22 protein-coding genes are annotated in these 19,657 nt (G+C 43.6%); 14 read left to right on the forward strand and 8 right to left on the reverse strand.

Annotation, left to right across the window (positions count from 1 at the left end; translation table 11 throughout):
• Nucleotides 1-12 precede the first annotated feature (12 nt).
• The 3 genes from L2747_RS15810 (at nucleotide 13) to L2747_RS15820 (ending at nucleotide 2,204) form a co-directional block, all read left to right on the forward strand.
• Nucleotides 13-1,218, forward strand: a complete 1,206-nt coding sequence (locus L2747_RS15810; RefSeq protein ID WP_248999975.1) for a dicarboxylate/amino acid:cation symporter — start codon at nucleotides 13-15, stop codon at nucleotides 1,216-1,218.
• A 197-nt stretch (nucleotides 1,219-1,415) separates the two neighbouring features.
• Nucleotides 1,416-1,844, forward strand: coding sequence for a hypothetical protein (locus tag L2747_RS15815; protein WP_248999976.1), 429 nt, complete (start codon nucleotides 1,416-1,418; stop codon nucleotides 1,842-1,844).
• A 45-nt stretch (nucleotides 1,845-1,889) separates the two neighbouring features.
• Nucleotides 1,890-2,204, forward strand: a complete 315-nt coding sequence (locus tag L2747_RS15820) for a helix-turn-helix domain-containing protein (RefSeq protein ID WP_248999977.1) — start codon at nucleotides 1,890-1,892, stop codon at nucleotides 2,202-2,204.
• A 14-nt stretch (nucleotides 2,205-2,218) separates the two neighbouring features.
• On the opposite strand, the gene L2747_RS15825 is transcribed toward L2747_RS15820, so the two are convergent.
• Complete coding sequence (locus L2747_RS15825) at nucleotides 2,219-3,226, reverse strand: WD40/YVTN/BNR-like repeat-containing protein (protein WP_248999978.1); 1,008 nt, start codon at nucleotides 3,224-3,226, stop codon at nucleotides 2,219-2,221.
• Between the two features lie 243 nt (nucleotides 3,227-3,469).
• Between L2747_RS15825 and L2747_RS15830 the strand changes: the two genes are divergently transcribed.
• Nucleotides 3,470-3,775, forward strand: a complete 306-nt coding sequence (locus tag L2747_RS15830) for a hypothetical protein (RefSeq protein ID WP_248999979.1) — start codon at nucleotides 3,470-3,472, stop codon at nucleotides 3,773-3,775.
• Between the two features lie 57 nt (nucleotides 3,776-3,832).
• Here the strand turns inward: L2747_RS15830 and L2747_RS15835 are convergent, their stop codons facing one another.
• Together L2747_RS15835 and L2747_RS15840 are read right to left on the reverse strand one after the other, a co-directional pair.
• Complete coding sequence (locus tag L2747_RS15835; RefSeq protein WP_248999980.1) at nucleotides 3,833-4,948, reverse strand: aminotransferase class V-fold PLP-dependent enzyme; 1,116 nt, start codon at nucleotides 4,946-4,948, stop codon at nucleotides 3,833-3,835.
• A gap of 1 nt (nucleotide 4,949) precedes the next feature.
• Nucleotides 4,950-6,125, reverse strand: a complete 1,176-nt coding sequence (locus L2747_RS15840) for a PrnB family protein (protein WP_248999981.1) — start codon at nucleotides 6,123-6,125, stop codon at nucleotides 4,950-4,952.
• 157 nt (nucleotides 6,126-6,282) lie between these two features.
• On the opposite strand from L2747_RS15840, the gene L2747_RS15845 reads away from it, so the two are divergent.
• From L2747_RS15845 to L2747_RS15865, 5 genes are all read left to right on the forward strand, one after another.
• Nucleotides 6,283-6,735: an Lrp/AsnC family transcriptional regulator gene (locus L2747_RS15845; RefSeq protein ID WP_248999982.1), complete on the forward strand. Its 453-nt coding sequence runs from the start codon at nucleotides 6,283-6,285 to the stop codon at nucleotides 6,733-6,735.
• 121 nt (nucleotides 6,736-6,856) lie between these two features.
• On the forward strand, nucleotides 6,857-7,474 hold the full coding sequence (locus tag L2747_RS15850) for a TetR/AcrR family transcriptional regulator (protein WP_248999983.1): 618 nt from the start codon (nucleotides 6,857-6,859) through the stop codon (nucleotides 7,472-7,474).
• 131 nt (nucleotides 7,475-7,605) lie between these two features.
• Complete coding sequence (locus L2747_RS15855; RefSeq protein WP_248999984.1) at nucleotides 7,606-8,763, forward strand: iron-containing alcohol dehydrogenase; 1,158 nt, start codon at nucleotides 7,606-7,608, stop codon at nucleotides 8,761-8,763.
• Nucleotides 8,764-8,867: 104 nt separating this feature from the next.
• Entirely contained in the window at nucleotides 8,868-9,545 is a 678-nt protein-coding gene (locus L2747_RS15860; protein WP_248999985.1) for a type 1 glutamine amidotransferase domain-containing protein, read from the forward strand.
• 78 nt (nucleotides 9,546-9,623) lie between these two features.
• A complete protein-coding gene (locus L2747_RS15865; RefSeq protein WP_248999986.1) occupies nucleotides 9,624-10,247 on the forward strand; it encodes a glutathione S-transferase family protein in 624 nt (207 codons plus the stop codon).
• Between the two features lie 98 nt (nucleotides 10,248-10,345).
• Here L2747_RS15865 and L2747_RS15870 read toward each other — a convergent pair whose 3' ends face one another.
• Together L2747_RS15870 and L2747_RS21440 are read right to left on the reverse strand one after the other, a co-directional pair.
• Complete coding sequence (locus L2747_RS15870) at nucleotides 10,346-10,945, reverse strand: MliC family protein (protein ID WP_248999987.1); 600 nt, start codon at nucleotides 10,943-10,945, stop codon at nucleotides 10,346-10,348.
• 57 nt (nucleotides 10,946-11,002) lie between these two features.
• The gene (locus L2747_RS21440; protein ID WP_283107308.1) at nucleotides 11,003-11,587 is read right to left on the reverse strand and encodes a type II secretion system protein; all 585 of its coding nucleotides are present in this window, start codon (nucleotides 11,585-11,587) and stop codon (nucleotides 11,003-11,005) included.
• A gap of 199 nt (nucleotides 11,588-11,786) precedes the next feature.
• On the opposite strand from L2747_RS21440, the gene L2747_RS15880 reads away from it, so the two are divergent.
• From L2747_RS15880 to glnG, 3 genes are all read left to right on the forward strand, one after another.
• On the forward strand, nucleotides 11,787-12,332 hold the full coding sequence (locus tag L2747_RS15880) for a DUF4124 domain-containing protein (RefSeq protein ID WP_248999988.1): 546 nt from the start codon (nucleotides 11,787-11,789) through the stop codon (nucleotides 12,330-12,332).
• Between the two features lie 152 nt (nucleotides 12,333-12,484).
• A complete protein-coding gene (gene glnL, locus L2747_RS15885) occupies nucleotides 12,485-13,525 on the forward strand; it encodes a nitrogen regulation protein NR(II) (protein ID WP_248999989.1) in 1,041 nt (346 codons plus the stop codon).
• A 17-nt stretch (nucleotides 13,526-13,542) separates the two neighbouring features.
• A complete protein-coding gene (glnG, locus tag L2747_RS15890; RefSeq protein ID WP_248999990.1) occupies nucleotides 13,543-14,952 on the forward strand; it encodes a nitrogen regulation protein NR(I) in 1,410 nt (469 codons plus the stop codon).
• 53 nt (nucleotides 14,953-15,005) lie between these two features.
• Here the strand turns inward: glnG and L2747_RS15895 are convergent, their stop codons facing one another.
• The 3 genes from L2747_RS15895 to L2747_RS15905 form a co-directional block, all read right to left on the reverse strand.
• Nucleotides 15,006-15,560, reverse strand: coding sequence for a porin family protein (locus tag L2747_RS15895; RefSeq protein ID WP_248999991.1), 555 nt, complete (start codon nucleotides 15,558-15,560; stop codon nucleotides 15,006-15,008).
• 196 nt (nucleotides 15,561-15,756) lie between these two features.
• Nucleotides 15,757-16,626 carry a cation efflux pump FieF gene (fieF, locus tag L2747_RS15900; RefSeq protein WP_248999992.1) on the reverse strand — a complete coding sequence of 290 codons (870 nt, stop codon included), beginning with the start codon at nucleotides 16,624-16,626 and terminating at the stop codon, nucleotides 15,757-15,759.
• A 149-nt stretch (nucleotides 16,627-16,775) separates the two neighbouring features.
• A complete protein-coding gene (locus tag L2747_RS15905) occupies nucleotides 16,776-17,258 on the reverse strand; it encodes a Spy/CpxP family protein refolding chaperone (protein WP_248999993.1) in 483 nt (160 codons plus the stop codon).
• Between the two features lie 231 nt (nucleotides 17,259-17,489).
• Here L2747_RS15905 and L2747_RS15910 point away from each other — a divergent pair, with 231 nt between their 5' ends.
• Nucleotides 17,490-18,173, forward strand: a complete 684-nt coding sequence (locus L2747_RS15910) for a response regulator (RefSeq protein ID WP_248999994.1) — start codon at nucleotides 17,490-17,492, stop codon at nucleotides 18,171-18,173.
• The gene (locus tag L2747_RS15915; protein WP_248999995.1) at nucleotides 18,174-19,544 is read left to right on the forward strand and encodes an ATP-binding protein; all 1,371 of its coding nucleotides are present in this window, start codon (nucleotides 18,174-18,176) and stop codon (nucleotides 19,542-19,544) included.
• Nucleotides 19,545-19,657: the final 113 nt, after the last annotated feature.

Here is a 19,657-nt window from a genome sequence, read left to right on the forward strand (position 1 = left end):
GGAATAATAATCATGTGGCAAAAACTCGCGCCTTATCGCAGCTCATTTATTTTACTTTCAGCATTAATGCTAGGCGGCATAATCGGGATCTTTGCGCCTGAATTTGCCTTAAAACTAAAACCATTAGGCCAGATATTTTTAAACCTATTGTTTATGATTATCGTGCCGTTAGTGGCTATTAGCGTAACCTCATCTATTGCACGCATGACAGACTTAAAACGTCTCGGCGCAATACTAATAACTATTTTTTTAGTATCAATTGTCATGGCTATTATCCCCACACTCGGCATTATCGGTTTAGCATCAATTTACGATCCCGCTCAAGGCGTGACCTTAGATCTACAGCAGCAAATCACTGCTGGCTCTGGGGATATGGATTTTGTCAGCCTACTCACCACTAATGACTTTGTCGGTCTATTATCAAAATCCAACATTTTAGCGTTGATTATTATGTCGGTAATTAGCGGTATCGCGATTGGCCAATCAGGTAAAGATGGTGAGAAAGTCTCAGCCATGCTCGATAGCCTCAATACTGTAATAATGAAAATCGTATCAATCTTAATGGTTGCTGCACCTATTGGTCTTGGGGCTTACTTTGCGTCAACCATGGCCAGTCAAGACAGCGAGCTATTAAGCACCTTTGCCCGCGCAATTGGCTTATTCTTTATCGCAGCAGCGATTTATTACACCTTAGGCAGCACTTTCTATGCATGGCTAGGCGGTGGCTTTAATGGGGTTAAACAGTTTTGGCGTAACGCTATTGAGCCTTCAGCAACGGCTTTAGGCACCAGCTCTTCATTGGCTTCGTTACCGGTAAATATTCGAGCCGCCAATAAAATGGGGCTGCGAGAAGACATCGCCGACATCAGTTTGCCTTTGCTAGTCAATCTTAATAAGGGCGGCGCAGCCATGACCACAGCGCTTAAGATTGTGTTTATCTATTCGATTCTAGGCTTAGATTTTAGCGCCGATGTTTTTGCGCTCACAATATTGATTTCAGTGCTGTCAGCCTTTGTGATTGGCGGCGTCCCCGGCGGTGCGTTTCTTGGTGAGATTTTCATTGTCACCACCTTAGGCTTGCCGATTGAAGCTATCCCTATTCTAGTGATTATTGGTGCTGTTACCGATGCTCCTGCAACCGTCATCAACGTGATCCATGATCTTAATGCCACCCAAATTATCCAGCGGATCAGTGGTCGCCACTATGTAAAGCAGTAGAGGCTTGGATAGTACCTAAAAGTCAGTTTTTTCACCCAAACAAATTAAAGTCATAAATAACAAGCACGTAGTCATATGACAGCCTCACTGTCATATGACTTTTTAATGCCTGTCATATCCATGACGCAGAGAAAACCATCTATTCATGCTGAACTTGCTCTCGTCAACTTCTACTGTCAACATAGCAAGGAGCAAGTATGGAACACTCAATCAATCGCCATAAAATGGATAGCCAAATGGAACAAGTAACAATCAGCAATGGATACTGGTATTACTTCAACGATCAAGATGTGCGCATCACAGCTCATGGTTCGGGATATTCAGGTAAAGAAACCATTTACCTCAACGATGAAGTTATCACTGAGAAGCGCAGTTTCGGCATGCGTAGTTCACATCAATTTTGCCATTTAGGTAGTGACTATGAAGTCAGGTTTAAAGTCACTAGCCTGTTCAAAGGCACGGTTGAATGCAGTTTGTATCGCAGCGGTGAACATCTAGCCACTGAAACCAAAGCCTTTCTCGACAAGGATAATAAATCCGCTCGTAAGCAAATATTTATGTGCTTTGTAGCAGGATTGATTTTTGGCGGTTTATTTGCCTTATTTACCCACTATTTTATAGGGTAAGTAGATACATGTTGCCACTTTACAAGGAAGCTAGCGGAGTCAGATATGGAAATTAACCCCTTCGCGATCAGGACATTACGACAGGAAAAAGGCTGGACGCAGCAGCACTTGGCAGATGCATGCGCCATTAGCCTACGGACAGTGCAGCGAGTAGAGAAGGAAGGTAGCGCATCGAATGACACGCTATTGGGTTTATGTGCAGTTTTTGAAGTGGAACAAAAGCAATTACTTGTACTCCCCAAACCAACTCATGAGCAGATGCAACAGGTGTCGTTATACCAACAACGAATATTGCTCACTGTTACCACTTTATTTGGCGGCTGCATTGGCGCATTAATTATGTATCTAGTCATAAAATAACAGCTAACAATAAACTAAAACTGATGCACTACAACGCGACCATTATGCCCTGCTGCAACTAATGTATTTCCATCAATAGCTAAGGTAAAGAAACCTTGTGATTCACCGTTGATCAGCAGTGGCTGCCAGCTATAACCATGATCATGGGAAATATCCGTCGACAGCTTACCCGTTGCAATGCAAGTTTCTTGATAACACGCCATCGCAGTGCGCAACCCCGGTGTTGCCCCCGGAGGCTTATGCCAAACATAGCCCTTTCGATACACCATATTGGCATCATGTTTGTCGCGCTGTTGGTAATCACCACCAAATACAAATAAATCGCCTAAGGTATTAAAAGCTAAGCCATAACCACCAGCAGTTTGAGTATCATCATAAAGTGCCACTGGCCGTCTGCGCCAATGGGCACCTGAATCTGCGCTACTGTAAACTGAGCTACTAAAGCCGCCAGAGGTAAACCAAGCTCTACTACGCTTATCAACAATTAACGTATTACCGCTAGCCGCAAAAGCCACCTCTTTATCGAGCATTTCAGGTAGCTCAGCTTGTGCGATACGCTGCCAAGTTTTACCGCCATCACTTGTACGTAAAATCACATAGCAGCCACCAACGGGATCACCAAGTAATAAGCCATTATTACGATCCCAAAAAGCAATGGAATTGAAAAAACCAAGATCATCAGGGTTATCAAATAAAAGCTCCCAGCTGAGCCCTTGATTTTTAGTGATGTAGAGTTTTGATAAACCGCCCGCGCCAGCGCCCATTACTATGGCAGTATTGGCATCAAATACCTCAATATCGCGAAAATCCGTTAACGGCTGGCCTTTAACTGAAATATCTTGCCACGATTGGCCGCCATCTTTAGAGATAAACACTCGATTGCCGCTACCAGTCACCCAAGCGATATCTTCAAATACCGCACTACCACGAAATGACGCGCCTGACGCGATAGACTCTATGCGCCATTCCATTGCTGAAACACTGAAACAGCAGATGCTAATTAACAGCATGAATAGTTTCATAAAATTCCTTTTATAGTGCAGTACTAATCTTAACTATCGGCCAATCATGTGTGATAGGCAAGCTAAAATAACATAATTAACTTAGTTACTTAGATCAAAAAACTGCCGGAAACAACAATTAGAACAAACTAAATAACACATTACGAAACAACAAGTTAATAACATTTAAGCTGGACATTTCCTAACCTATCCCCTAAATTAAAAGCGTGACCAAGATCACCTTTATGTAATAAGGAACTTACAATGAAAAAGAAAATTACCCAGATAACACTGCTTAGCGCAGGACTATTGTTTTCCAGCGTTAGTCTTGCTGCTATGAGCCCTATTACTAAGTGTAATGATTGCTCTGACAAAGATGCCGTTGCCACAGCTAAAGCCCAAAATGATGATAGTGTTTATGTCGTCGACTTTGTTAATCTCACTGCAAAGAAGTTTGTTACCGATGCGCAAGGTACAACCTTACTTTCGAAGATCTCTGTTGGAGAGCTAAACAGAATTAATCAGCAATTTGATTATAGAAAAGTAAATTTAAGAGCTGTTAAGCCTTAACCCAGATAGGCAATTTAGTATAGAAAAGGTCTTTGATAAGACCTTTTCTATACTTGTTTAGCTTATAGCAATAACCGTTAATAACTGCTCAATATCATTCATATCATTGTAAATATGTGGTGACACTCGTATACCTTCACAGCGCACATCTACGCTAATATTTGCAGTATTTAGAGACTTCAGTACTTGCTGTTGTCTAGCCCCAAAATGCAGCACTATGGTTCCACTACGTGCATACCGCTCTCTTGGAGATATCAGGACATCTTCTAATTGCTTGGCAACTATCTCAATCAACATCTGATTGTGCTCCCTAAGCTTCAATGAGCCAATATTGGCAAAATAGTCGATGCTATGGGCTGCAATCGCATAAGGTGCAATTGATGGCGTTCCGCCCCAAAACTTTAATGCTGTTTGATGATAGCGAAACTCATGAATATCAAACTCAAAAGGGTTTTCATGGCTAAACCAACCGACATCTTTTGGCTGACACTTGCTTATATGCACTGAATCAATCCATAAGTATGCCGCTCCTGGGCCACCGCACAACCACTTCACACTTGAACCAATAACAAAATCAGCCTGTAGCTGACTCAGATCGAGTGGAATGATCCCTGCGGATTGCGCAACATCAATCAAAGTCAATGTACCTTGCGACTTAGCAGCGCTAACAATCTCATTTAAAGGGGCTTGTTGTCCGGTATTAGAATACACATGACTGACAAAGACTAAATCAACATCCTCACTAATATATTGCTGCCACACAGCAGCATCAGTTACGTCTAATTCTTTTGGAATAAAGCGTAATTCACAGGTAACTGGTAGAGCTTTTTGCAACACGAAACCCATACTCGGAAAATCAACCTCACTCATCAACACTACAGCATTAGGTCGCTCTAATCGTTCAAGCGACATTATCAGCTTGGTCAACGCACTCGACAGATTCACTTGCGGGCAAAATTCAGTGACTTTGGCATTAAACAACTTAGCCAAACTTTGATTAAACTTCTCAATAACCTGCAACCAATCTTGCCAAGGTTCTCTTCCAGATGTCTGCCACGGCGTGAAAAACTGAGTGCTAAACGCCTGCTCAGCTGTTTTCAATGGGCGACCTACGGAGTGGTTAAGCAAGTAACTGCCAGACGCTAAGATAAAATCATCTTTAAATGAACTCATATTAGCGCACCTCCAGACTAGCCTTAAGTACCTTTATATCCTCAAAACGGGTATTAATATCATCGCGTTTTGCCGCAGATCTTCTATCACGCAATTTTTCTAGTGAGTTGAGTAATACAGGTAAAGGAGGACCGCTCGCAGTCACTTTTGACATATGCTGTTCAGCCATCTCTTTTGATGGCAGCGCAATATATTTAGTAACCAGTTCGTTATGATGCTGAATCGCGGTTTCACCATGAAGATCACATACTTCAAGAAATGCGCCGACGTTTTGCTGGTACCAATCCTGCTTGCTTAAGTGCGTCATGTTTAATAACTCATCCATAAAGCTAGTGCGGCGCATACAGTCACGTAAAATACTTTGATCTTCCGGCATCATATAAAGAAACTTATCTACCAACATCTGCGAATAACCTGGCTCGTTTGCCGCGCAAAGGCCCAGTAGCATATCGATGACGTTAATCCCGGCAAAGTCACCAGCATTCGCTCCTCGATAAACCTGACTACCGACTCGGTAGGGCTTGTAATAAGGCCTCACACAATAGAAAAAGTCATCAGCATTCAGTTGCTGAAACAGGATTCGGTTAGATTCAATCACATCCTGTAAAGCGTGTTTAGCAACACGCAATAAGTCATAGGCAATAGGATGGTCGATTCCCAATGGTTGGATCTTAAGTAAGGCATCAGCGGCGCGCTTATAAGCCAAAATACCTTTGGTATTGTAATCAACAAACAACTTTTCAGCGTCTAAGTTGGTAAAGCGTTTATACACGCCTTGCTGCGAACGGTTATGAGTCGTGAGATGAGCTGTTGCAAACCTTGGCGTCACTCCAATAGACGCACCAATATGCATAGCTAAGGTCGATGCTTCGACAAGTGGTGAAGTCGTTTCTCTAGAAGGTTCAGTAATTTCATGGCGCCGACAAGCTGCCATATACAAACCTACATTACCAAGCAAATCAAATGCATGATCAAAACCTTCATCAGTATTCCCTTCTAGAAGTAAGCAGCTGATAAGTTCACGACCTTCCGTTTCTAACTGCACTTTCAAGTGCTCACCGATACCTTCAACATTTGCTCTATCGTCTTGTTTTGCATATAAAGATTCAAGCTCACTATTAAGCTCAACAAAACGGGTACGGATCCAATGGTCGAACGCCTGAGTATTGTGCGTCATCTGCCAGTCCTTATTATTATCTAGCTAATTAGCCTAGCAGCTTAAGGTCAGTGTAAATCGGCAAATTCGCTTCAATAACTTCCAATTAAGATCGAAATCCCCTATAAATTGAATAGTAGTTACTGATTTTCACCATAAAAATAAAAAGGCTGTACCCATGGATAATAAGGACCGCAACATACTAGCAATACTGCAACGTCAAGGGCGTATCGCTATTAGCGAACTAGCAGCAAGGCTAAATATGTCAGACACGCCCTGTCTACGCCGAGTTAGAAAGCTAGAGCAAAGTGGTGTCATTAGCGGCTATGCAGCGCAAATAGATCCTAAAGAAGTGGGGCTCAATGTTGTGGTATATGCCTTTGTTAGGCTGAAAGAAAATTCAGACCAACACGCCATTATGTTTGAAGAAAGCATGCAAAACTTAGAACAAGTAATGGAGTGCTCAGTGGTAACTGGCGCCCATGATTATGTCCTAAAAATCGTCGCTAGCGATCTGTTAAGCTATGAAAGCTTCGTGAAAAAATCTCTTGGCAGTTTAAACTGCATCGCAGGTATTGAGTCAACTGTGGTACTAAAGCAAAACTTTTCCCGCAATACATTACCGCTATAGCGGCGCTTCAATCTTATATATCAGGTCTGTAGCCAGTCAAATCTAGCCCTTAGTTCTACGATGATTCATTTTTGTTCAAAAACCACTAGACGACCGGTCTAATTGTGTTAAGGTATGCATTATGAAAACAGAACCTCAACAAACAAGACAACACATCATCGACTCAGGTTATGGCCTAATCTCCAGCAAAGGCTTCTCTAATGTTGGTTTGTCGCAGATCCTTAAATTTGCCGATGTGCCTAAAGGTTCTTTTTACCACTACTTCAAATCTAAAGAGCAGTTTGGTGAAGAGATCATTAACAATTACTTTAAGTCTTACCTAGCCAATATTGATGCCTTGTTTGCTTCAGAAGGATCAGGATTAGACAGGCTAATGAATTACTGGTTACGCTGGCAGAGTACTCAAAGTGAGACTTGCGCAGACCAAAAATGCCTAGTGGTTAAGCTTAGCGCCGAAGTTGCAGATCTTTCTGAATCAATGCGTCTTGCGTTGGATAAAGGTTCGACAGCAGTTATTGCGAGGCTTGCCGATTGTATTGAAGTTGGCATTGCTGACGGATCAATAGCACCAATGCATGCAGCCCATACTGCAGAGACTTTATATCAACTCTGGTTAGGTGCAAGCTTAAGAAAAAAATTAAGCCGTGATCCAAAAGTTATTGAGCGCGTATTGCTGGTAACCAAAGCTATGTTGGCCACCCCAGTATCGGCCTTAACAATGCCCGAAAAAGTAACTTAACAAGTTTATCTCCCCCGCCTATGCTTATACGAGCTTATGGCGGGTATTTTTTAACTATTAACTAGACGACTGGTCTACTTATACCAGGCCGGAGTTTCATTCGACACATCCGTCGATTAAAGGATTTAATTATGTATAGCTTTGAATACTACAACCCAACTCACATTAGCTTTGGTGAAGGCAAGATTGCTGAACTAGATAACCTCGTACCACAAGACGCTAAAGTGTTAGTGCTATTTGGCGGCAACAGTGCCAAAAGCACCGGCACCCTTGATGAAGTAAAAACAGCACTCAAGCAACGCCCTGTAGTAGAGTTTGGCGGTATCGAGGCCAACCCAACTTACGAAACCTTAATGCAAGCAGTAGATGTCATTAAACAACAAGATATCGACTTCCTACTTGCTGTAGGCGGTGGGTCAGTCATCGATGGTACTAAGTTTGTGGCTGCTGCGGCTCTATTTGAAGGTGAACCATGGGATATCCTATTAAGCTGGGGCGCTAAGGTAACCCAAGCTATGCCTTTTGGTAGCGTGTTAACCTTGCCAGCAACAGGCTCAGAAATGAACAGCGGTAGCGTAATCACTCGTAAAGAATTTAAAGCGAAACTGGCCTTTATGAGTGACCATGTATTCCCTAAGTTCTCGGTATTAGACCCAAGTAAAACCTTCACATTACCTGAACGCCAAGTGGCCAACGGTGTGGTTGATGCGTTTGTACACATTACTGAGCAATATCTTACTTTCCCAGTTAATGCACCAGTACAAGATAGATTTGCTGAAGGCTTGCTGCAAACCTTAGTCGAGCTTGGTCCTAAAGCACTATCTGAACCACAAGATTTTGATGTCCGCGCTAACCTTATGTGGGTCGCAACCATGGCATTAAATGGTCTTATCGGTAAAGGTGTTCCGCACGACTGGGCAACCCATATGATTGGTCATGAAATCACGGCTTTATATGACGTTGACCACGCCCGTACGCTAGCGATGATCTTACCAGGTTTACTCGACGTTCGTCGCCAAGGCAAAAAAGACAAGTTAGTACAGTATGCCAGCCGAGTATGGGGCATTACTCAAGGCTCTGAAGACGAGATTATTGATCAGGTGATCGAGAAAACTCGTCAATTCTTCGAACAAATGGGCATACAGACGCGCCTGTCAGATTACGGCTTAGACAACAGCAGCATAGATACTATTCTTGCCCAGCTTGAAGCTCACGGCATGACAGCGCTTGGTGAAAACCAAGATGTTGATCTGGCGATGAGCCGCAAGATTTTAGAACGTAATTTATAAACACATATCAGAAAAAACGTAAAAAGAGACCTCGGCTAACTAGCTGACATCGGATAATAAAGATGTCACTAGTTGGCAAACCAACAGATAAAAAGGACAACAATATGAACGTATTAATGGTACTGACTTCACATGACAAACTAGGCGACACAGGTCTAAAAACCGGCTTTTGGTTAGAGGAGTTTGCCAGTCCTTTTTATCGCTTTAAAGACCAAGATTTTACAATCACTTTAGCCTCGCCAGCAGGCGGTCAACCACCGCTCGATCCAAGCAGCGAACAGCCAGATTTTCAAACTGCCGCAACTGAACGTTTTAACCAAGATGAGCAAGCTAAACAACAACTCGCTACCACTCATGTGTTAGCTGACATTAACCAAGCCGATTACGATGCTATTTTCTACCCTGGTGGCCATGGCCCACTATGGGATTTAACTAACGACGCTCATTCCATTGCACTGATTGAAGCTTTCCATCAAGCAAACAAGCCGGTCGGTTTGGTATGTCATGCTCCAGGCGCTCTGAAGAACGTTAAGTCTGCCGATGGCACCCCATTAGTGGCAGGGAAACAAGTGACAGGCTTTACTAACGGCGAAGAAGCCGCCGTGCAACTTACTGATATAGTGCCTTTTCTAGTTGAGGATATGCTGCAACAAAATGGCGCATACTACCGTAAAGGTGATGACTGGGGCAGTTTCCTTGCCGTTGACGGCAACCTTATTACAGGTCAAAACCCTGCATCTTCTGAAGTTGTCGCCGATGAAATTATCAAGCAACTCAAATAGCTCTGCTACCTAGTATGATTTCTGGCGAGCTCCACAGTGCTTGTCAGATGTAATCTTTTGAATATTAAAGGACCGCCAATGATCACTCTACATCACCTCAACAAATCACGCTCAAAGCGCATAATCTGGCTACTTGAAGAATTAGGACTAGACTATCAAATAAAAGCCTACCAGCGTGACAGCCAAACCTTTTTAGCGCCACCAGAGCTTAAAGCGATTCATCCATTGGGTAAGTCACCTGTCATTGAATATGACCAACAGGTTATCGCCGAATCAGGTGCCATTACCGAGTACTTAATCGATACACATGCAGCGGGGATCTTGGCACCAGAAAAAGGCACTGCTGAATACGTTGAGTATTTACAATGGATGCATTTTGCTGAAAGCTCCGCGATTTTGCCATTATTGCTAAGAATGTTTGTTGCGAAAGATGGCTGCCTAACTAACTTCTTAGAGGGCTACGCTGCCGCAGAAACAGAAAAGGTACTGAGCTATGTCAATCAGTCTCTTGAGGGCAAACGCTATCTAGTAGCAGACAAACTCACTGGCGCCGATATTATGATGTCGTTTATTGTTGAACTACTTAGTCAGAGCGGCGAAGTGAAAAAGTACCCACATATTGCCGCTTATGCTCAACAACTCAGTCAACATGAAAACAGCACCAAAGCCAGCCAGATTGAGCAAGAATACGACAACAGCTAATCAACACATACCGTACCTACCACGGTTATTCGTCTTATGACGATAGATAAACAAAAAAGCAGCTCATTGGCTGCTTTTTGTTTATGGTCTCGCTTTGCTTACGGTCGTAATTGACACTGATAACTATCACCTAAAAACTGCACACTGGCCTCACCATGATGCTCCCAAAACTCAAAATTGCGTCCTTGATATTTAGCGCCGCTACCACTGCGTACATTATTCGCTAAAATCTTCTGCTCAGCAAAAGTAAAGACGCCTACAACAGGGTCGAGCTGAGTGTAAAAAACCGCAGTTATGGCTGGATACTCTCCACAATCAAAAGTGGCGCTATTAAGAGGTTTAATTAACTGCCCTTCGATTTGTAATTCACGAATTCGGTCTTGATAATTATCTAGGGTGCACTGACGTACATCTTGTGATTTCCAGCAATCATTACGGCCTTTTACCCACCCTCTTTGCATCGCTTTCGGCTGTGCCGATGCAGGGATATTTACCAGCGCAGCCTGATAAACCTCTGACATTTGTCTATCTAACGCCGCCAGCTCTTGGTCATTACAGATCAGTATTTCCACTTGACCTTGCGCCTTTTGACAGTCAAAGCTCGGCTCTATCACTTCAGTTGCAGCAGGCTCTGACTCACTCGTCGCCTGACAAGCCGTCAATAGAAACAAACAACTCATAAACGCTAATTTTTGCATGACACAACCTCTAATATAGATAGAAATAGAAAGTAAATTTTAAGCTAGCCCAGTGGATTATTGACCACACTCAGACAGATCCAGCGCAACCACAGGCAAAGTGCCCTTTTGGGTTAGATTGTTGTCATTAGGCGTGAAGTAGTACAAATAGCAGCGATCTCTATTAACGTTATTACCACGAGGAAAAATGATAAAACCCCGACCATCAGTCGCTGTTGTATACCCTCTTTGAGTGAACCAGCCCAAATTGCGATTTCGGGCACACCAAACCGTATCAGAGTTAGCATCGGTACATTGATTTGAAGTGATATAAGTGACTGAGTCGAAGTCGACTAAATAAGCAAAGGTATTGTTCCAGCGACCATCAGGATAATGACCCCGAACCCTAATGCTTTGACCATCTTCCAGTGTGAAACGGGTTTGGGCATTATTTAGATTTTCAGGCCTTAGCTCAATTTGCGCGGCAACAAGATCGCGGGCAGACTTCAAACTTGCTTGCATACCTTTTAACACTGCCGTGTCGGCGTCATTTCTAAAATCAATAAATTTGGGTAGCGCAATAACAGCTAAAATACCGAGCACAATAATCACAACAACCAGCTCGATTAGCGTAAAACCGGTCAATTTCCTATTTTGCATCATGCTTGTACACCTATTCCTTTTGGCTGCGCTAAATAAACAACTTTTAGGTAAATTCAATTCAGTCTACCTTAACATCAAAGATAGCAATATTTTTGAAGACACACTTTTTTCTGTAGCTTATCACCAGAAACTTCATGATTTATTAATCAAAAACAGCTAATCTTCAGAGCATCACAACCCTGTAACATAGGATGTCACAATGCGTGTTAGCTTAATACTGCTTTTACTACTGTGCACTGCGTTCGCTCACGCCACAGTATATAAATGGGTCGATGAAAAAGGAAACGTGCACTTCTCCGATAAGCCAGTGAAAAATGCCGAAGAAGTCGAATTCAAAGAAAATACTCAAAACAACATTAAGCTACCAGAGATCGTTGCGCTCCCCGGCAGTGATCAAGCTCCTGCGGCAGACAAACCTAATTATAAAATGAGCATCGCCTCGCCCAGCGAAGAAGCGACCATTCGCAGCAATGAAGGTGACATTACCATTATCACCAATATCACCCCGCAACTCGCAGCCAACCACGAATTAGCCCTATATATGGATGGCAAACAAATAGGCAGCAAACAAACCCTCGGCCTATTCAAACTCACCAATATCGATCGCGGTGAACACATCTTTGTTGTAAAAGCCTTGGCTAACAACGGCAAACAACTTGCATCTACTCCTCCACGCAAGGTATTTCTTCATCGAACAAATTTGAATCAACCTAAGTATATAAGGCCTCAACCTAGAACCAACTAGTAAAACCCTATAAATAGAGAAACTTAGGATTATATTGATTTAGCTTACATTCCGATGATGTCGAGTTGCAGCCTGCACCACTTTGGTGCACCATAGTAGTGCAAGCAACTAAAATGCCCAATCTGGTGCAAGTGCATATTTCGGAGTAACTGATGGATACAAGTTTATTGCTCAATCATTTAGTAACGGCAGTGCTCGTTATCAATGACGAGCTAGAGTTACTCTATGTTAATGCGGCAACCGAGCAATTACTCGGTGTGGGAAGCAACCGCCTAACAGAACAACCATTGCCAGAACATTACCAACTCTTAGGCGTCGATCCACAAGTACTTAAGCTGGCTATTTGTGATGGCCAAGGGCTCAGTATTAATACTGTGCCGCTAGTAACAATCGACGGACAACAACATACGGTAGATGTCACGCTGACACCGCTTGAAAATGAGCAAAACCTAGCACTAATCGAGTTACGCCAAGTAGACCAACAGCGCCGGATCCACCAGCAATTAACCCAAGATGCCCAGCAACAAGCTGCGCAATACCTAGTGCGTAATCTTGCTCATGAAATCAAAAATCCACTCGGGGGATTACGAGGTGCTGCGCAGTTATTGTCTCGCGAGCTAAAAGAACCAGAGCTTAACGAGTTTACCGACCTGATTATTGAACAAGCCGATCGCTTGCGTAATTTAGTCGACCGTCTACTTGGCCCACAAAAGCCTACTCTGCATAGTTTGTACAACATTCACGAAGTGATTCAAAAAGTGGTTAAGCTTGTGAATGTCACCTTGCCTGCCAACATTGCGCTGACTCAAGACTACGATCCGTCTATCCCTGATATAGAGATGGATCCCGATCAACTGCAGCAAGCCATTTTAAATATCGTGCAAAATGCGATTCAAGCGCTTGAACCCGCTGGCGGTAATGTGCGACTAAAGACCCGCACTCAACACCAAGTCACCATAGGTACAACTCGCCATAAATTGGTGCTAATGCTGTCAGTAATTGACGACGGACCGGGCATTCAGCCAGAGCTAATGGATACCTTGTTTTATCCTATGGTTACAGGCCGTGAACAGGGATCAGGACTAGGTTTATCTATCGCCCATAACTTTGCCCGTTTGCATGGTGGCCGCATTGAGTGTGACTCAACACGCGGCCATACCGAATTTACTATCACTTTACCCATCAATAGTTAATAAGAGGAATACATATAATGACTGAACAAGTTTGGATCCTCGATGACGATAGCTCGATACGCTGGGTATTAGAAAAAGCCTTACAAAGCGCCAAATTTAGCAGTGCGAGCTTTGCTGCTGCTGAGTCACTTTGGCAAGCACTAGAGATGGCGCAGCCGCAAGTCATCGTGTCCGACATTCGAATGCCAGGCACTGATGGCTTGACCTTACTCGAACGCCTACAAAACCATTATCCGCATATCCCGGTTATTATCATGACTGCGCATTCCGACCTCGATAGCGCAGTGAGTGCCTATCAAGCCGGTGCTTTTGAGTACTTACCTAAACCTTTTGATATCGATGAAGCTATCTCTCTGGTCGACCGCGCACTAACCCATGCAAAAGAACAATCATCGGGCGTCACCGTCACCGAACCATTAATTGCTACACCAGAAATTATTGGTGAAGCACCTGCAATGCAAGAAGTGTTTCGCGCCATTGGCCGTTTATCACGCTCATCTATCAGCGTGTTAATTAACGGTCAATCTGGTACAGGTAAAGAATTAGTAGCAAGCGCACTGCATAAACACAGCCCGCGTAAAGGTAAGCCCTTTATTGCCATCAATATGGCGGCAATCCCTAAAGACTTAATCGAGTCAGAGCTATTTGGTCACGAAAAAGGTGCCTTTACCGGAGCTGGGAGTGTACGCCAAGGCCGTTTCGAGCAAGCTAATGGCGGCACCCTATTTTTAGATGAAATCGGCGATATGCCTCTTGATGTACAAACCCGATTATTACGAGTATTAGCCGACGGTCAGTTTTACCGCGTCGGTGGTCACTCACCAGTACAAGTCGATGTACGTATTATTGCCGCGACCCACCAAGATCTTGAGCAGCTGGTACACCAAGGTGATTTTCGTGAAGACCTGTTTCATCGCTTAAATGTGATTCGAGTGCACTTGCCGCCGCTGTCACAGCGCCGCGAAGATATTCCGCAACTTGCTCGTCACTTTCTACAAATTGCAGCCAAAGAAATTGCCGTAGAGCCCAAGGTGCTAACCAAAGAAACCGCCACTAAGCTGTCACAACTGCCTTGGCCGGGCAACGTGCGCCAGCTTGAAAACACCTGTAGATGGTTAACCGTTATGGCCTCAGGCCAAGAAATTCTGCCCTTAGATTTACCGCCTGAATTATTGCAAGAGCCTAAGATTAATAGTCATTCTGTTGGTGATAGCAGTGATTGGCAAAGTGCATTAAAGCACTTTATTGACCAGCGTCTTAGCGATGGCGATAGCGATCTACTAACTGAAGTGCAGCCAGCCTTTGAGCGTATTTTGTTAGAAACTGCACTCAAACATACTCATGGTCACAAACAAGAAGCGGCTAAGCGATTAGGTTGGGGGCGTAACACTTTAACTCGTAAGCTCAAAGAACTTGAAATGGACTAATCAATGACATAGAACAAAAAAGGATATCTCATTGATATCCTTTTTTGTGCCACTTAGAACTGGTAATGCATGCCCAAAGTGAATCGCGATAAATCGACGTCAAAGTCAGCTGCGCCAAAGTCGTCAGAATCAAGGTCGACATTGGTATAGTCATAACCTAAACGTAGATTCAAACTCTCAGTTAATGCAGCGTTTACACCAGCACCAACAGTCACGCCATAGCCCGAATAATCAACGTCTCTAAAAGCGCTATCAATCACGACTGCAACAGAAGATACGCCGACTTTACCGTATAGTGAAAAAGTATCGTTTAATACAACTGTGAACTTAGGTGCTACTGAAAATGCCGCCGCATTAACGCTAGCAAAATCGTTGTCGGCTAAATCATTTGTGCCATATAACGTGGCCTCTAAACCGAACCAGTCATTAAAGTTATAGCCACCGTAAGCACCAAAGCTTTGTCCAGACTCTGACTCACCGCCTTCTTTTGCTTCAATCGCACCAATTTCGCCACCCACATAAAAACCGGTACGGTCAGTGGTAGCAAACGCATTTGCAGAGCTAGTTATTGCAGCTATACCGAGCGCTAGTATCGATAGTTTATTCATCATTATTCCCTTAAATTATTTTTGATGAACGAACGCTATCATATTCAAAACCACCATCGATACATTCTGATGCAATTAAAGCCAAATATTACACTGAGCGATCTAAATCATAACAATGTCATAAACATTTGAGCGGGCTGGGCACTAAACATTGACCTGTACTTCGTTAAATTACACTGTAACTATTTCAATTTAATTAGACTGGGTCTTGGTGAATAATCACCTCAGATTCAACAAACTCTTGCCGCACTCTTTCAGAGGTGGCCACCGCAATCTTATGCGCTTGATGTAAGCTCAAGTCACCATCTAGCTCCAGATGGAACTGAATAAACATGGTTTTACCTGACTCACGTGTACGTAAATCGTGAATACCCTTCACCTGCGGATCTTGCACAGCGATCTCAGTGATTTTAGTGCGAGTTTCATCATCGAGTTCTCTGTCTAGCAGTGATTGGACCGAACGATAAGCCAAGCCAATAGCCTGTTGACCAATAAATAAAGCGATTAACAGGGCAAATAAACCGTCAGCCCACCACCAACCGTATTGCGATAACACTAACGCTAACAATACCGCCGCATTTAAGAATAAATCCGACTTATAGTGCAGCGAATCAGCCTCAACCACTGTACTTGATGTGGCCGCCAACGCTCTTTTTTGCAGCATCACTAAAGCAAATGTCAGTGCAATGGCAATAACCGATACCACCACACCTAAAGTGGCATGCTTAACTTCAACGGGGTTAATTAAACGTTCACCACCATGGAAAAATAGCAAGAATGCAGAACCGAGAATAAATGCCGATTGCGCCAGAGCCGCTAATGGCTCAGCCTTACCATGACCATAACGGTGATCTTGGTCTGCTGGCACGATGGCATAACGAATCGCGATAAAATTGACGATTGATGCTAATGCATCAGCAAAGGAGTCAGTCAAAGAAGCCAACATACTGGCAGAGCCAGAATACATCCACGCGGCTAACTTGATGACAATAAGGGTTAATGCAGTCGCAACCGCAGCGCGGCTAGCGAGCTTAACCCAGAAATCATATTGGGAAGTGTCATTCATAAAATCTGTTTACTGATAAAGTAAGGGAAGCACAGATCTTAAGTTTATAACAACTTGAGGGAGAATCGGATGATTTCCCTCAAGTTAATAGCAATCGACTTAATAGAACAACACGATTAAGCGTGTTGTCATTTTTAGTCTCAAAGCTGTTATCTTTTATGGTGCTTAGCAAAACGTTTTTTGAATTTCTCTTGCTGCTCTGGAGTTAGCAGCTGGTAAGCTTGGTTTTGTAACTTCAGCATATCAACAGCTTTTTGCTGACGCGCTTCTTGTTTAGCCGCTAAAGCTTGCTTAACCGCCTCTTCACTGAAGTTAGTTGTGGTGATGAAATCTAGCATCTTGGCTTTTTGCGCCGCACGTTCTTCTTTTGAAGGACGGTTTTGCTTCATCTCATCACGATGCGCACTAAATAGTGCTTTCATTTCAGTTTTTTGCTCAGCAGTTAAATCTAAACCACGGAACATTTTGCGCATGTCATGGTGACCACCATGCTTACCTTTCATCTGGTGATAACCGCTTTTGCCTTCGTTTGAACCTTGGTGGTTTTCGCCAGCGCTAACACCAGCGGTTAGTAATGCACTGCTGGCCACTATGGCAAGCAAACCTGCTTTTAACGTATTCTTTTTCATCATGGTAGCCTCAATTTAATTTGCCTAGCCCTGCTAAGCTTCATTTGACGGTTACCAGTGTAGCTAGCCCAATGTAATGTTGAGTTTATTTAGCGTAAAGCTCTGTAAAGCAGTTTAAATTAACTTCGATTATGCTAACGCTTATCTATCTTTACTTAGCATTACACTCCTAAACTGCAATTGACATCAAAAAGGGTATACTCCCTCCAGTGAGATTATTTTTGAAGGGTAAATATGAGCCGTATATTATTGATAGATGATGACTTAGGTCTATCTGAGTTGCTTGCACAACTGCTAGAGCTTGAAGGTTTTGAACTGACACTGGCCCATGATGGCCAAACAGGACTCGATCTCGCGATTGCGCAGCAATTTGATCTCATTTTACTCGACGTAATGCTGCCAAAACTTAATGGCTTTGAAGTATTACGTGCACTGCGCAGTAAAAAGCAAACACCAGTATTAATGCTCACCGCTCGTGGGGATGAAATTGACCGTGTGGTAGGATTGGAAATTGGTGCCGATGATTATCTACCAAAGCCGTTTAACGACCGTGAATTAGTTGCACGCATTCGCGCTATTATTCGGCGCACTCACAGCCAAGCAAACGATGCTCCACAATCCACTCACCAATATGGCGACATTAATTTAGATCCAGCGCGTCAAGAAGTGCACTGCCAAGAGCAGTTAATCATTCTAACGGGCACCGAGTTTAGCCTTCTATTTGAGCTGGTTAAAAATACCGGAGAACTGGCAAGCAAAGAAACTTTAAGTGAGAAAGTCTTAGGCAAAAAGTTGATGCCTTTTGACCGTAGCTTAGATATGCACCTTTCTAACTTGCGAAAAAAGATGCCTGAGCGCAGCGACGGTCGCCCACGCGTAAAAACAATACGCGGCAAAGGTTATATCTGGTTACCGTAAATGCAGCTCAGAAAAAACCCCAACAATATATTCGTAAAATTACTATTGGGCTTTTGGCTCTGTAGCTCGTTGATCATTGCTCTTATTGGTTTACTACCTCTGATGCAGCAAAATCATGATCAGTCGGCCATCCCCTATCCACTTGAACGCTTGTTAGAAAAAAGCGCTAAACGCATAAGCCAGAATCCACAAATTTTAGAGTCAGATAAGCTCAAACATTGGAGCCGCTTTAAAGAATTTAAAGGCCGACCTGCGCGCATCTATTTAGTCGATGAATACGGAAAGGTGCTTAACAGTCATAAGTCATCACGCTCACTTAGACGCTTTATGTTACTCGCTGACGAAGCGGGTGAGCCGATTAAACATCAATTTAGAGACGAGCTAATTTTCGGCCCCTATAATTTTGAAATTAGTGGTAAACCCTATAGCTTATTTGGACGCTTACCCGAGCATCATCCGCGCCCTTGGTTTTTCTTCTTTATCGACAATAAGATTTTAACTCTGAGCATTGCCATTTTGCTTTCAGGCCTATTGTGCGGCTTATTTGCCTGGCACTTAGGTAAACCGTTACGCTCACTAAAACGCAGTGCTGATGCGTTAGCTGATGGCGACTTAAGTAGCCGTGTCGATATGGCAACGGTTAAACGCAATGACGAAATAGGTCAATTGGCTCAAGCATTTAACAGTATGGCTGACTCGGTTGAAGATATGGTCAAGAGCCAACAAAGACTGATTAGCGATATTTCTCATGAGCTGCGCACGCCCTTAACTCGACTTAAATTGTCTTTAGCTTTGAGTCGTAAAAAGGGCCAAGAGACCGCCGAAACCGAGCGTATTGAATACGAAGCAGACCAGCTCGAGCAGATGATTGCTGAACTATTAGAGCTGTCACGCGTAAAGCTGAATGCCAACGACAATAAGCCTAAGCTTGAGCTCGCTGAGATCTTAAGTCAGATCTTAGATGACGCAGACTTTGAAGCCCAACAACAGCAAAAGCAGTTGCACATCGACATTGATGAATCAATTGTATTACCACTCTATCCGCGACCACTTTGCCGCGCGGTAGAGAACTTGCTGCGCAACGCGATTCGCTACGCCAATACTCAAGTATCCATTCAAGCAATGATGGATACCACAGCAGTACAGATAGAAATTATTGATGATGGTCCAGGGATCAGCAATGAAGCCGATCTTGAGGCGATTTTCAAACCTTTCTACCGACCGCAATCAGCCCGAGAAAGAGAATCCGGCGGCTGGGGATTGGGATTAGCAATCGCTAAGGCAGCCGTACAGGCGCACCAGGGTAAAATTAGCGCAGAGAATAATCAGCAAGCTGGCCTAAAAATTACTATTTCGCTGCCGCTGCAATAGCGATCGGGTAGCCGGAGGTATCTAGCCTCCAGCCCCCACACCACCCTGCATGCGGCTCCGCACAGGGCGGTTCATTTAGAACACCTAATTCATTTTCTGATTAGGATATTGAA

Source organism: Shewanella marinintestina, assembly GCF_023283845.1.
In the GTDB taxonomy this organism is placed as follows: domain Bacteria; phylum Pseudomonadota; class Gammaproteobacteria; order Enterobacterales; family Shewanellaceae; genus Shewanella; species Shewanella marinintestina.